This is a genomic window from Candidatus Chlorohelix allophototropha (assembly GCF_030389965.1).
Classification (GTDB): domain Bacteria; phylum Chloroflexota; class Chloroflexia; order Chloroheliales; family Chloroheliaceae; genus Chlorohelix; species Chlorohelix allophototropha.
The window spans coordinates 2,097,607-2,112,075 of record NZ_CP128399.1 but is presented as its reverse complement, the minus strand read 5'-3'; the positions used below and the strand labels follow the sequence as shown (position 1 = coordinate 2,112,075).

The 14,469-nt window shown below is 46.6% G+C and carries 9 protein-coding genes; 3 read left to right on the top strand and 6 right to left on the bottom strand.

Annotated elements, in window-relative coordinates; all coding sequences use genetic code 11:
- Positions 1-125: 125 nt before the first annotated feature.
- Together istB and istA are read right to left on the bottom strand one after the other, a co-directional pair.
- Complete coding sequence (gene istB, locus OZ401_RS09345; RefSeq protein WP_341467826.1) at positions 126-923, bottom strand: IS21-like element helper ATPase IstB; 798 nt, start codon at positions 921-923, stop codon at positions 126-128.
- A complete protein-coding gene (gene istA / locus OZ401_RS09340) occupies positions 920-2,443 on the bottom strand; it encodes an IS21 family transposase (protein WP_341467827.1) in 1,524 nt (507 codons plus the stop codon). The genes istB and istA overlap by 4 nt, the downstream gene beginning before the upstream one ends.
- 1,277 nt (positions 2,444-3,720) lie before the next feature.
- Between istA and glgB the strand changes: the two genes are divergently transcribed.
- The 3 genes from glgB (at position 3,721) to OZ401_RS09325 (ending at position 7,419) form a co-directional block, all read left to right on the top strand.
- Positions 3,721-5,670: a 1,4-alpha-glucan branching protein GlgB gene (gene glgB / locus OZ401_RS09335; RefSeq protein ID WP_341467960.1), complete on the top strand. Its 1,950-nt coding sequence runs from the start codon at positions 3,721-3,723 to the stop codon at positions 5,668-5,670.
- Positions 5,671-5,777: 107 nt separating this feature from the next.
- Positions 5,778-6,953: a RuBisCO large subunit C-terminal-like domain-containing protein gene (locus OZ401_RS09330; protein ID WP_341467959.1), complete on the top strand. Its 1,176-nt coding sequence runs from the start codon at positions 5,778-5,780 to the stop codon at positions 6,951-6,953.
- Between the two features lie 22 nt (positions 6,954-6,975).
- Positions 6,976-7,419, top strand: a complete 444-nt coding sequence (locus OZ401_RS09325) for a cupin domain-containing protein (protein WP_341467958.1) — start codon at positions 6,976-6,978, stop codon at positions 7,417-7,419.
- 92 nt (positions 7,420-7,511) lie between these two features.
- Here the strand turns inward: OZ401_RS09325 and OZ401_RS09320 are convergent, their stop codons facing one another.
- From OZ401_RS09320 to glmS, 4 genes are all read right to left on the bottom strand, one after another.
- On the bottom strand, positions 7,512-9,341 hold the full coding sequence (locus OZ401_RS09320; RefSeq protein ID WP_341467957.1) for a peptide ABC transporter substrate-binding protein: 1,830 nt from the start codon (positions 9,339-9,341) through the stop codon (positions 7,512-7,514).
- 95 nt (positions 9,342-9,436) lie between these two features.
- Complete coding sequence (gene hemG / locus OZ401_RS09315; protein ID WP_341467956.1) at positions 9,437-10,813, bottom strand: protoporphyrinogen oxidase; 1,377 nt, start codon at positions 10,811-10,813, stop codon at positions 9,437-9,439.
- Between the two features lie 309 nt (positions 10,814-11,122).
- Positions 11,123-12,322, bottom strand: a complete 1,200-nt coding sequence (locus OZ401_RS09310; protein WP_341469870.1) for a TIGR04053 family radical SAM/SPASM domain-containing protein — start codon at positions 12,320-12,322, stop codon at positions 11,123-11,125.
- A 259-nt stretch (positions 12,323-12,581) separates the two neighbouring features.
- Positions 12,582-14,450: a glutamine--fructose-6-phosphate transaminase (isomerizing) gene (gene glmS, locus OZ401_RS09305; protein ID WP_341467955.1), complete on the bottom strand. Its 1,869-nt coding sequence runs from the start codon at positions 14,448-14,450 to the stop codon at positions 12,582-12,584.
- Positions 14,451-14,469 lie beyond the last annotated feature (19 nt).

The following is a 14,469-nucleotide window of genomic DNA, read 5'->3' as shown; positions in this document are numbered from 1 at the left end:
AACCCACTTTTTTAAGAAAAAGCTCCAGGCAGTGGCCTGTCGCACGCTGGCGTTCGCACAAAAGCCAAGCTTTTGCGCTCAACCAGCTCTTATTAGGCTGAAATAATCTTAGCCTCTTGAAATCTTTAAGAACCAGTTCCCGCTTCCGGTTTCTTTTCTTCTGGTGGAAGTTGCCGACGCTCTAAGCCGTAACTCTCCTTTCCTAAAGTGCGGTAACTGCTACCTCTTAAATAAAAAACTTCTCCGTGATGCAATAAACGGTCAATAATCGCCACCATCAAGGCAGTATCACCACCCTCGATCAGTTCGCCCCAGTTAGAAAGGCTTTTGTTACTGGTAATGATCGTAGCACCTCTGAGGTAACGTCCGCTGATCAGCTCATATAAGGCCGGACCTACACGTGCGTCCATCGGTAAATAGCCCAGTTCGTCTAATACCAACACCTGACATTTCAAAAGCGGCTCTAAAATCCTGGCTATTTCCTGGCGAGTGCTAGCCGCAATCACTTGGTTCGCCAGTTGTTGAGCCGTAATGAACTTTACGGTGTAACCCAACTGCACCATCTTAATTCCGGCTGCAATCGAAAGATGGGTTTTCCCAAGCCCACTTGCCCCGATTAGGAGTAAATTCCCAGCTTTTTCTACAAAACTGCTGTCGAAATAGCGTAAAATCACGCTGCGCTTCAGTTCCGGGTGGCGACTGAAATCGAATTGTTCCAGGCTGGCTTCAAAAGGGAAACTGGCTGAGTGCAAACGCTTTTTGAGTTGGTTCTCCTGACGAGATAGCAACTCTTCGCTTAACAATTCTTCTAAAAACTCCCCGTAATCCATTCCGGTTTCGCGTGCCCGTTCAATCCAATCGCTGTATACCTGTTTTACCCTGCCCAGTTTTAGGCTGGTGAGTTTATGTTCCAGACTATTCATCCCACCGCCCTTTCTATTTCATTTTCCTCAGGTATGGCCGAAAAACGGTTGGCCACCAGTGGTTCGTATTCACTGAGTAGCCGTTCCACCGCTGGTTGAGTGGGCTTGAGGGTAGCGGCATTACTGCCTGAACCCGCTGGCTTGAGTAATAAACCCTTGAGATATTCCGCCCCGTAAAGCTGTTGTTCCGTTGCCAATTCCACCGCCGCCTGGAATTCTTCCAGCCCTACCTGCTGGGCCAGCGCGTATAGTTGGTGGATTTGTTCACTCATGGTGGCTCTTTGCCGTCGACAGATTACCGCCACATACTGGTACACTTGCGGTCCTAAATTTAACAACCAATCCCGCCACACCATGGTTCTGGCTCTGGGTTTGATCTCAAAAGCTTGGGTGTAATGTTCCGGTATTACTAAGCGGCGGTTTCGGGAATAACAACGGGGGTGCTGTGCCACCAGTTCCGTACCCCGCCATAACTTCAGCCATTCCCGATGTATCCGGGCTGTCAGGGTTTGTCCCATTAGTTCCGCCGGTACGCTATATTTGTTGGTCTCAAAAATGACTACCCCTTCCCGGTTTACCACCAGGCTGGTAAATAAACCGTAATCCCGGGCACTAGCAGGCAATGGGCTGAAGTGTTTACGCTCTATTTCCAGTAAGCTACCCGGAATTTCCCCGGTCGCTGCGCATGTACGCTCGTAATTCACTACCCCTAACCATTCTTCCAACTGCCTTACCAGATCCGCCGCATCGTAGAATGTACGACCAGCTAGAAAATTGTTTTTGGTATACTTTACCAAATTTTCTACGGCACCTTTCTGGTTTCCGCTGGCCGGGGCACAGGCTTCCGGGTGAAACTCGAATTCTAGTGCCAGTTTCTGCCACACCGGATGCCACACTGGTTGGTTCTTTTCATCTCGCCTCAGTACCACCGTCTTCATATTATCCGTGGTAATTACCCACGGTACTCCCCCCATCCGGTTGAGGGCTTCCACCAGGCAGCGCACCAGCGTTTCTTCGGCCATATCTTTCTGAAAGCTCACATACATAAAACGCGAGTATTTCAGCCGGGCACAGAAAAAGTAGAAGGTTTGGGGTACACTATCTTGTTTACTGAACAGCACTCCCCGAATTTCACCCCAGTCTATTTGCAAAAACTCTCCAGGTAAGCCCTCAAAACGTATCTGTACCTGATGAGCCTGGTTCTCTCTGGCTTTTTTGAGCTTGCGCACATAGTCATAGAAGGCGGTGGGTCTGCCACAGTAGGGCTGTTTGGGATCTTCCCACGCTAGTTCCAGCATTCTTTTCACTTGTAGTTTTTGTTCTAGCCAGCCTTCAATCTGTTCTTTGAAGACTGCCACACTACTTTCACGATTGGGGCGGGTTTGTACCTTGTCGCTAGGTTCATTTAGCACTCTTTTTACGGTACGGGCATCATGTTGCACTTTGCCCGCAATTACGTTGTAGTTGTCCCCTCGTTTCCGGTGGTACTTTATTGCGCTTCTGGCCATAACTTCTAACATCTCCTTCTCGTAGCTCCTCTCTTCTCACCCTTCTTGCCAATAGTGTTGCTAGAACAACTATTCTACAAAATTGGTCTTCTAAGAGAAACCCAAAACGGCATTTTTATCCCGGAATCCTTTTCCTTTCCTTCCCGTATTCTACAATTACGATTAAAACAGTAAAAACCTTACCGCCCGAAATTTTTCCAATGTGTACGGAAGGGTGCGCCCGTTAAAAGGGACTTAATCTCAGCGGGGCTATCAAACACCCCGTTCCCTGTGGGTAGGGGAACTGTTCAGCATCTTACCCGGCGGTCGAAAGACCAATGGGGAAACACAGCACGATGTGAAAAGGGAAAGCAAGGGTTCCATCAAACCTAAGCGTTTCTCAGAACAAGATAGGCATGGTAAAAGCTAGACTGCTTAAAGTCCAGGACGTGTGGGTTAACTACACACCGGCTGGGAACGATGGTGACACCCAGTCTCGCTGAAATCTCCATTTCGGCCTTTCAAGGTGGAGATACTCACTTTGGCGACACAGCTTGCATAGCAAGACAAGGTCCGAAAAGACTACCTAAACCTATCGCATCTGGATTGAAGTCTAAACGGGGATAGTCCGAGGGTGAAAGCCTGTTCAAAAAGGCTATGACCACAGGGTCTGAATATCACCCCAGACTACGGAAGCAGGGTAGTAGTCAGTGGTAGTTGCGCACCACTCACGGAATGCGGGAAAACCGCATACAGGGCGAAGCCTGCTAGATTTTCCAGCGTTAAAGCTAAGAGGAGTAGCACATAGTGCATTAAACAAATCTAGCTTTACCGCACTCATCGGTAGCTTTAGCTAAAGATGAGGGAAAATGGGAAAGCCACTTACTGCGAAAGTAGTATGAGTGGTTTGGAGGGAGGTCGACAGAAACGGGATTGAGTAATCAGTTACCGCGCTGGCGACCCACCCTACCCATAAAGATGGGAGAGGTGCAAGGTGGAGGCGGGCAGATTTCGCCAGCAAGTTTTACCAGCTCAAGGGTAAGTTTACGAACAGGCAGTTAGTATGGCGGCAAAGTGAAATAGGAGTTTAAAGCTGAAAGGATGCTACGAGAGGAATATTTGTTCTCTTGTCTGAAATTCGCCGGAACCGAACATCCGCGTGTACTGCCGAGCCTATACCTGTGATTTGGGCTGAATTGTTACGTCCTTTTTTGATTATTGTTAGAAACGTGACAACTAGGTGAAGTCTCATTATAATAAGAGAATTATTCTTGAAAAGTTCTAAATTAACCCAAACCGGAGATAATTATATGGCGGAAATTAAAGAACAGGATGCAAAACTCCTTTCTGGTTCGATCCTTACTGATTTTGATATGCAACTTATTGGTGAGGGGAATTTCTTCAAGAGTTACGAGAAATTCGGCGCTCATATTATTGAACGTGATGGGGTAAAAGGAGTCAATTTCCTACTCTGGGCGCCTAATGCTGATTGGGTAGCAGTAATCGGTGATTTCAACAGTTGGGATAAAACTAAACACCTTATGCACAAGCATGAGTCGCAGGGAGTTTGGGAACTTTTCATTCCGGGAATTGGCGCAGGAGAAAAATATAAGTATGGTATTCAATCCCACTTCAATGGCTTCTATGTCCAGAAATGCGATCCCTACGGTTTTTTCAGCGAAATGCGCCCTAAAACTGCCTCGATAGTATTTGAACTTGATAAGTATGAGTGGCAAGATCAGGAATGGGTTAACGAAGGACGCGCTAAGCATAATAATATTTACAAGCCTGTATCTATATATGAGTTACATCTTGGTTCATGGCGGCGGCGTTGGAATAGCAGTAGCCACGATGAGAGCTATCTAACCTACCGTGAACTGGCAGACCAAGTGGTGGAATATATTACAGAAATGGGTTTTACCCATATCGAAATTATGCCCATTACCGAACATCCTTTTGATGGCTCATGGGGATACCAGACTACCGGATATTATGCGGTAACCAGCCGCTTTGGCGATCCATATGATTTCATGTATCTGGTGGACAAATGTCATCAGCATAATATTGGCGTTATCTTAGATTGGGTTCCGGCACACTTCCCCAAAGATTCTATCGGTTTGGGTTACTTTGACGGTACGCATTTATACGAACATTCCGACCCACGTCAGGGCGAGCATACCGAATGGGGTACGCTTATCTTTAACTACGGTCGCAATGAAGTACGCAACTTCTTGCTTTCCAACGCTCTATTCTGGCTAGGCAAATACCATATCGATGGGCTAAGAGTCGATGCGGTAGCCTCCATGCTATATCTGGATTATGCTCGTAATCCGGGAGAATGGATACCCAACCGCTATGGCGGGAGAGAAAACCTTGAAGCTATCGACTTCATCAAACGCTTTAATGAACGAGTACACCTTGAGTTCCCAAATACCTTGACCTGTGCGGAAGAGTCAACCGACTGGCCTATGGTTTCTTGGCCTACCTACGCGGGAGGTCTGGGGTTTGACCTGAAGTGGAATATGGGCTGGATGCATGATATGCTCGAATATATGAAGAACGAACCCATATATCGCCGCTATCATCACAACAGCCTGACCTTCTCATTGATGTATGCCTTCAGTGAAAATTTTATCCTACCGCTATCACATGATGAGGTAGTGCACCTTAAACGCTCTTTGCTGGATAAAATGCCGGGAGATATGTGGCAGAAATTTGCTAACCTGCGCGCTTTTTACGGGTATATGTTCACTCACCCCGGTAAAAAACTGCTCTTTATGGGTGGCGAATTCGGGCAATGGAAGGAATGGAACGAACGTGAGGCGTTGCAATGGGAATTGCTTCAATATGATACTCACAGCGGTTTATCAAAGTTTATGAAGGATTTGTTGCACCTTTACCGGAACGAACCGGCGCTATATGAGGTTGATACAAGTTGGGAAGGCTTCCAGTGGCTGGAATCAAGCGATGTGGATAATAGCACCATTGCTTTCTTACGCCGCGCTAAAGACCACAATGATGAGCTTATTATTGCTTGTAACCTTACGCCTGTGCCACGACAGGGACATCGCATTGGTGTACCAAAACCCGGTTATTATCAAGAAATCTTGAATAGTGATTCGGAAAGCTACTGGGGTAGCAACATGGGAAATGGCGGCGGGTTAGACAGTGAAAATGTGGCATGGGGCGGACATTATCATTCGGTAAAGCTTACTTTACCGCCACTCAGTACAATCATTTTGCGAAGCCCAAGACCGTAAGACAGAAGCTTTATAGTGAGGGTTGTAATTGCCCTCACTATCTGCTACATTTCCCATTATAAAATTGTTTTAATGTTTTAAAATGCCATCTAAGCGGGAAGAAATGCATGAATGAGGCTTTAAAAAGAAAAGAATCCGATGAGCGATTCTCGGTTACATACCGGATAACTGTATATGATAATCGCAGCATCGATGAACATGCCAGAGATATTACGGTCGAACAGAGCGTAGAAATCCCACACGACTGCATTCCAGATGAAATTCATGAGCGTGGTATTGTCGGCTGGATTGAGTCGATTGAGCTAGTTCCACACACTCGAAATCAGCACGATGTGGTTATCAGCTATCGCAGCGATAATACCGCCTTTTCTATACCCCAGTTTTTAAATGTAATTTACGGCAACATTTCGCTTAAAAAAGGTATCAAAATTATCAAGCTCGATCTAACTTCAGCCTTACTCGAAGTTTTTGGTGGTCCCGCTTATGGTATAGAGGGAATACGCGCCCTGACTGGAACATACAAACGTCCGCTCGCTTGTACCGCCCTTAAACCGCTTGGACTTTCCACAAACCAACTTGCCAAAATGGCAGGCGAGTATGCACGCGGTGGGTTGGATATAATCAAGGAAGATCACGGTATGGCAGATATGGCATACCATCGCTTCGTTGAGCGAGTACCACGTTTCCAAGAAGCGGTTAGAGAGGCAAATGCCAAGACCGGAGGCAATACCCTTTTCTTCCCCATGATTTCAGGCGGTTTTGATGAAATTGAACAGCAGGTTGCGCTGGCAAAAAGCCTCGATATAAAAGGAATTTTGGTTGCGCCCTTGTTGGTAGGTGTGGATACTGTGCGAGCTTTGGCGCGTAAGTACAAACTGGCAATCATGACACACCCAAGCTTTACCGGCACGCATTTTCATGATCCTGCCCATGGAATGACCCCGGCTGTATTGCTCGGCACAATCTTCCGGCTTATCGGGGCAGACATCTCAATTTTCATAAATTCTGGAGGCAGATTCGCGGTTACCGAAGAAGAATGCCAAGACCTCGCAATCGCATTGCGTGGCACATTGGGACATATCAAACCATCTTTTCCATGTCCGGGTGGCGGGATGCGGCTCGACCGTATCGAAGCGATGGCACAATCGTTTGGTCAAGATACCGTGATGCTGATTGGCGGGGCGTTGATGCAACATTCCAGAGATTTGGAGAAAAGCGCCTCAGTATTTATGGAAGGTATCCGGCAACATTTTGGTGAGGAACGCAGAGCAGTTGCCCATTAGGTTTGAGGAAATGAATCAAGCTATGAATCAGGTAAAACATTGGCAAGCTGAATTTAAATGGGAGTCCGTTCCGTTGCTTGCCTATAAAGAAGAAGGGGCGCATTTCAAAAGTATCACCCGTCAGGTTCTATTTGAGGGTGACCCACTTCTTCCGGTACAATGGCGCTATTTTGAAATTGATTCAGAAGGTAACTCAACCCTCGAACGCCATGAGCATATTCATGTGGTAATGATTATTCGCGGTAGCGGCAAAGCACTGCTAGGTAATCAAATAATTGAACTTAATTGTTTTGATGTTTTGCAAATCCCCTCATATACGTGGCACCAGTTCCGCGCTACCAATAACGAACCGCTTGGTTTTCTCTGCTTAGTCAATATTGAGCGTGACAAGCCACAACTGCCCAATGCCGAAAACCTTGAAGAATTACGCAGTAACCCGCAAATAGCCGAATTTATTCGAGTATAACCCCTCAACTGATTCCTTATGATGGCTATGAATAAAAAAAGTCCTTCTCATATTGAGAAGGACTTTGAAAATAGGAAGGTAGATGCCTTAAGTTATGATGGTTTTATCTGCATGTATTTAAGCTTCATCGGACCCTGCGCGTTATAACCCCAATTTTGAATTGTGGGTCTAATTAGGCGGGGTTCAACGGCGTTATACATTGGTATATAGGCTACATCATTCTGAAGTACCTGTTCCGCTTGATAATAGAGGTCGTAGCGTTGGCTGCTATCGCTGGCGCTGTTAGCCTTTGTAACTAGCTCATCGTAAAGCGGATTTTTGTACCCACTGGAGTTACCGCTGGAAGTGCTAAAGAAGGTTGACTCGTAGAAGGTCTGCGGGTCAGGATAGTTTGCCTCCCAGTTTCCTCGGTAAAGCAGGAACTCATGATTCTGATCGCGACGCTGAACAAATTCCTTCAAGGTAGCTACAAGGTTTACTTTCAGTTCCACACCAAAAGCGGTTTTTAACTGCTGTTGGATATTTTCCATCATTACCTTGTTAGCGTTGCGGTCACCGCTATTTACCAAACCGCCGCCCAGTCCGCCGTTACCCCAGTTATTAATTTCCTGCTCCAGAGTTTTAATCTTCTCAGGGGTATCATAACCGGCATCTTTAAATAGTTGCTTGGCTTTATCCAGATTATAGGCGAAATTATTCATTTCGTGATAACCGGGAAAACCTTTAGGTAGCAAACTGGTCGCGGAGAAGGCGCTACCACTAAGCGCGCCTTGTGTAATCAGGGTTAAATCCAGCGAGTAGGCAAAAGCCTGACGCAGTTTGAGGTTGCGGCTGAAAACGTTATCCCCTGACATATTGAAAGCCAACCAAGTGGTACGCGCCAGCGGAACCTGCACATAGGCATCCTTGTACTTGGGGTCTTTGGGAGCGGTTTGCATATCTGCGAGAGGCACACCGACTTCATCCAGTTCGCCGTTATCATATTTGAGCTTGGAGGTAGTGGCATCCTTGATTACATCGATAGTCACAGCGCTTACACTTGGTTTCGGGTTGCCACTGTAATACGGATTTGGCTCTAACCGAATGGTAGTATCGCGCTTCCAATCCTTAATCAAGAACGGTCCGTTGCTTACAACAGTTTCGGCACTCATAAAGGACTTGTTAGGCTCACCAACTTTGGCAGGGTTTGCCTCAATGACCTTGCGATTGACCGGATAAAAGCCCGGTAAGGTACTCTGGGTCAGGAAGTAAGTGCCCGGTTTCTTCAAGGTTATTTCGATGGTGTAGTCATCAACCGCTTTAAAGCCGGAAACGGTCATAGCGGTTCTGGTGGCTTCATCTTTCTGGTTCCAGACCGTGTCAAAACCATCTACCAAACTGAAAGCGCTACCAGCAGCAGCAGTTATACCACTCCGAGCAACTCTGTTCCAGCTATAGATAAAATCTGTGGCGTTAAGCGGGTCGCCATTGCTGAACTTCAGGTCTTTTCTCAGCTTGAAAGTATATAACTTGCCGTCTGCCGAAACAGTTGGGAGGGCTTCAGCCGAAGCCGGTATAACCTTCATTTGAGGATTGAGTTCGAGCAAACCTTCAAAAAGATTATCGGCAAGTTGGCTACCGATCGCATCGGTAAGAGTAACATAGGCAGGGTCAAGGGTCAGAGGCTCGCCGGTTTTCGCCCAGTGAAACACTGCCGGTTTGGCGTTGGCAACTGTGGTAGCAGCCGCAGTGGTAGCTGTGACAGCCGCAGTTGTGGTTGCTGCTGTAGTTGTTGCGGTAGTCGCAGCAGCAGTCGTCTTTGCAACCGTAGTAGCAGCCGCAGTTGTTGTGACGGTAGCGGTGGGACTATCACCGCAAGCATAAAGTAACGTGGTCAGTAGTAGCACGCCTGCTAAGAGCAGTGCTGCGCGCTTATCTTTCATCTTATCTCCTCCAAGGGTACAGCGCTTTGGTTTCAAATTTCTATTTTATTCTCTGCTTTACAAGCAGAGAATTAAAATTTCAGCATAACTAAAGGCTAGAGATTTGATACCAGCCTAGAAGCAAGCGCTTGTTTTGCGCTCTCGCGCCCAGTTCTAATACAATCAGGTATGCCACCACCCTCGAAATCAGCCCCTGCCAGAACCAACCAAGGTGGGCAAGTAGCCTTGATGTTGGCAACTTTATCCAAGTGACCAACTTCATATTGAGGATTCGCATTTATCCAACGGAATACTCTGGAAATAACCGGGGTGGCTTCAATTCCTAACAGTTTTTTCAATTCAGCAAGTGCCAATGTAATCAATTCTTCATCAGAACGTGTGACCAGTTCAGGGCTGCGATGTCCGCCCACAAATACCCTTAAAAGGGCGTAACCTTCCGGGGCGCGTCCGGCGAATTTGGTACTACTCCAAGTGCTAGCGCGTAGTGGCGTAGGGTCATCCCCTGCTACTACAAAGCCGTAGCTGTCTAGAGGTCGCGCTAATTCACTTTCTTTAAAGCCCATTGAAATAGTGGCGCTACTTACAGTTCTGATTCGGCGCAACTCCTGCGCTAATTGGGGCGCTGAGTCGTGCAGCATTTCCCGCAGGTATATAGAGGGTATAGTAGCCACAACCGCACTGGCTTTATATACCTCACCAGTGTCAGTATATACAGTGCCTTCCGAGTCAATACGAATTACTCTTTGCCCGGTGAGAATTTCGCCGGTTAACCTCGCCCTGATTTCATCAATCAATTCACCCATACCGTTGCGCATTGAAACAAATATACTTTTAGGCACGTCAGATTTGGCTGGTGGTGGGGGAGGTGCATTCCTATGACCTGCAATCAGACTACCATATTTCTTCTCCATTTGAAGATAATTCGGGAAAGTAGCCTGCATACTCATCGTATCAGGGTCGCCAGTGTAGATACCCCCAAGCATAGGGTCGGCAAATACTACCAGCGCCTCTTCACCAAAGCGGCGATTTACAAAAGAGGCAAGCGTTTCATCGCCTTCCTCGGTTCGAGGCGGTATATTTACCTCATTCAGCATTCGCGCTTTTGCATCTTCGGAAATGACATCAGACTCTCGTAAGCCTTGCTCATCGAGAGGGACAATCAAACGTAACCCGCGTGGAATATCGTGTAGTTTGCCATTTCTGACGATGTAGGTGCTTTTGGTAGTGGGACTCGTACCGATAATCTTATCGCCCAGCCCCATTTCCAGACACAATTGCACCCCTGCCGGCTTATAGGTAACGAATGAGTCAGCCCCACCTTCAATGATAAAGCCATCCACTCGTTCGGTTGCTATTTTGCCGCCAAGTTTATTGGAGGCTTCGAGCAACAAATAATCAATACCCTGTTGCTGTAATTCCCAAGCAGCCGCCAAGCCAGTAATACCACCACCGATAATTACCACACGATTCACGCGCTCTATCCCCCTTTGCTTAACTACCAGAAAAATGGCAATGTAAATGTAAATACGCCGGATGGCGTAACCGGATTTTATGCCAGAATATATTAATAGCTGAGATTTAATGCAGCAAGAATGGAGCTATATTTCAACACTATGATACTTGTAGGTGATAAAGTAGTAGGTAGTACAGACTACAGCGAATTTTATTTCAAGCTAAAGTGAACAACATTCAACCTTTTTACCGTGCTTTTACCTGTCAGGTTTGACTTCTCTCTGTGAAGAGAGAGAAGTCAAATTCGCCATCACCTGCCAGATACAGAATTAACCTTTAGCTACTGCCAGCTCTAGTTCTTTTATCTCGTTGGCAAAGGGGAAACTACCCGGTTCGTACACACAGAATGGTTCTTCCGAAAGCACATCACCAGTCATAGCATAGGAGCGGGAGCGGGAGCCGCCACAAACAAACTTGAATTCGCATTCGCCACAGCGACCTTTTAACTGACCTTTATCGCGCAGTGATTGGAAGAGAGGACTCTCACGGTAAATTTCTACCAGAGATTTCTCGCGTACATTTCCACCGATAACCGGCAGATAGCCGCTAGGATATACATCGCCTCGCAAGTTAATGAACACAAACCCGTCACCAGAGTTGATATGCATAGGCGTGCGGCGGATATGGTCACCCGGATCAGGCTGCGGGGTGTTCTTGGTCACTTCCGCTAATCCGGCTTTCAACTTCCGATAGGTGTCGTTTAGAGGCAGATAATCTTCCGGGGCTAAGCCACGCGCTTCAAGAGCAGCACGTTGTAGCACTACGCGCTTGTACTGATGCCCTTCGGTAGTTTTTGCGCTGATATACTTGGAGGCATCGTAAAGGAAGTTCATCACCGCTTCGTAATCTTCAGGAGAGATTTCGTCTTCCGAAATTGCGCGTCCCATCGGTACGAGGAAGAAAAGGCTCCAAGTCATAGCGCCTAACTCACGTACCAACGCAAACAGGGCGGGTAGATCATCAAGGTTATAGCGAGTTACCGTAGAATTGACCTGCAATTTTAAGCCGATCTTGCGGGCGTTTTTCCAGCCATTGATAACCCAGTCATAAGAGCCTTGAACTTGGCGGAATTCATCGTGAATCTCGGCAGTGGAGCCGTCAAGACTAAGGGAAATTGCTCTCGCGCCAGCCTCTTTTAGCTTAGTAAGGTTGTCAAAGTTTAACAACGGCGTACCGGAAGGGGATACACCCACCGGAAGCCCTTTGGCGGAGGCATATTTGGTTAGTTCGAAAATGTCCTCACGTTTAAATGGGTCGCCGCCTGTAAATACAACCAGGGGGCGTGGCGTACCGAAACTCTCAATTTGATCAATCAAGCGGCAGCCATCTTCAAAAGTAAGAGCAAGAGGATCATTATGGTCTGGGCGGGCTTCGGCACGGCAATGTTTACAGGCTAGGTCGCAGGCTTGAGTTGTTTCCCAGATAACCATGAAGGGTCGCTCTTTTAAATCATAGGCAGGTTGACGTATTAAATGGGCAGGTTGGCGTATTGGATGCATCGCGAAAACCCCTCTCAAATACTATAATAATTTTTGTGGAATTAAACACGACAGACAAGTAAGTGGTAAGTAAAAACATATTACACTTTTTTTAACATACCCAAGTCAACAGCTAAGTAAAAACTGGTATATTTCCGGTAAATAATTCAGAGTCTAAACTACTTTTCCCTTCAATAAAAAAACCGCTATATTTACACATAGCGGCGTACTGGTTTTTTATTATAAGTGCTTATTCTACGGTTACAGATTTGGCTAGGTTACGCGGTTGATCCACATCGCAACCACGAATTTCAGCTAGATGGTAGCTAAGCAGTTGCACCGGTATAGTTGTGAGCAAGGGCATCAAAAGCGGGTCAGTATTAGGTATGTAAATAACCTTGTCTGCCTTACCTGCTATCAGTTCATCACCTTCACTCGCAATAGCCAGTACAAAGCCATCACGGGCTTTTACCTGCTCAACCGCCGAAACCACCTTGTCATACAGCCCATCTTTTACCACAATTGCTACTACCGGCAACCCCTCGTCTATAAGCGCTATCGGTCCGTGCTTTAATTCTCCGGCAGGATAACCTTCCGCATGGATATAGCTTAACTCTTTAAGCTTGAGTGCGCCTTCCAGTGCAATCGGATAATTAATACCCCTACCGAGATATAGAAAGTCTTTGGCAGTATAAAACTTTCTAGAAATCTGGTCATAAATGGAGTTTTCAAGTAGCGTATTGGCTAAGAGATTCGGAATCTCAACCAACGATTGGAGCAAGCTTTGCGCGCGGTCGGCGCCAAGTTTGCCACGCTCTCTACCCAAATATACTGCCAATAAGAATAAATCAGCCAGCGAAGTGATAAAAGCTTTGGTGCTGGCGACTCCGATCTCCGGACCAGCGTGCATATAAATTACGCCATCTGCTACCCGCGCTGCTTGGCTACCTACTACATTAACTACCGAAACAACCTTAGCCTTTTTGAGTTTTGCTTCTTCTATTCCCGCAAGGGTGTCAACCGTCTCTCCGGACTGCGTAATTGCTACCAGCAGATGGTTAGGAGTTAATATCGGGTCACGGTAACGAAATTCACTGCCATAATCCACATCACAGGGTAAACCAGCGAGACTTTCAATCCAGAATTTCGCTACTAATCCAGCGTGCCAGCTTGTACCGCAACCTATCAGAGTTACTTTTTCAATCGCTGCAATGTCCGATTTGCTGAACTTGAAATCTTCGAGCTTAACATTACCGTTCTCTAAATCTACCCTGCCTAACAAAGTGTCACTGAGCGCCTGTGGTTGGTCGTAGATCTCTTTCTGCATAAAGTGCTTGTAGCCACCTTTGGCAGCACTTATAGCATCTATATTAACGGTAACTATTTCTTTCGATATAACTTCGCCTTTTGAGTTAAAAAATGTTACGCCAGCGGTGTTGAGTACCGCAACTTCATTGCTCTCTAAGAAGGTTATACGCCTTGTATGAGGCAAAATAGCCGGTATATCGCTGGCAATAAACATCTCGTGTTCCACTTCAGCGCCGTAGCCGATAACCACCGCACCGGCGTTACTTAAACGTGCTGCTACAATTTTTTCGGGGTCATCGAGGCTGATTGCTACAATTGCCGCTGTTCCTTTTAGGCGGTTCAGGGTTTTTATGGTAGCCTGCTCCAAAGTATCACCCTCACGCAACATACATTTCTCTAGTAGGTGGGCGATAACCTCGGTATCGGTTTCACTGGAGTAATTAAAAGAATAACCGGATTGCACTAATTCTTGCTTCAGTTGCACATAGTTTTCGATAATTCCATTATGGACAACTACAACTCTACTTTGGGGACCGCGATGGGGGTGGGCATTAAGTTCGGTTGGCTTGCCATGGGTTGCCCAGCGAGTATGCCCCATTCCAACCGAACCTTTAAGAGGTTTTGGCTCCTCCTGTAGTTGAGTAACCAAGTTTTGTAGCTTGCCGACGGCTCTTCTGACTTCAATATTACCTGCCGGACTTATTAAAGCGATACCGGCAGAATCATAACCACGATATTCCAAACGTTGCAACCCTTCAATTATAACGGGCAACGCTTGTTTAGAACCTACGTATCCGATAATTCCACACACTAATAACTTCTCCTTATAA

Bases quoted from the DNA above. Each gene is read 5' to 3' on its own strand.
- OZ401_RS09320 (WP_341467957.1), bottom strand. From the start codon at position 9,341: ATGAAAGATAAGCGCGCAGCACTGCTCTTAGCAGGCGTGCTACTACTG.
- istB (WP_341467826.1), bottom strand. From the start codon at position 923: ATGAATAGTCTGGAACATAAACTCACCAGCCTAAAACTGGGCAGGGTA.
- glgB (WP_341467960.1), top strand. From the start codon at position 3,721: ATGGCGGAAATTAAAGAACAGGATGCAAAACTCCTTTCTGGTTCGATC.
- OZ401_RS09330 (WP_341467959.1), top strand. From the start codon at position 5,778: ATGAATGAGGCTTTAAAAAGAAAAGAATCCGATGAGCGATTCTCGGTT.
- OZ401_RS09325 (WP_341467958.1), top strand. From the start codon at position 6,976: ATGAATCAGGTAAAACATTGGCAAGCTGAATTTAAATGGGAGTCCGTT.
- istA (WP_341467827.1), bottom strand. From the start codon at position 2,443: ATGTTAGAAGTTATGGCCAGAAGCGCAATAAAGTACCACCGGAAACGA.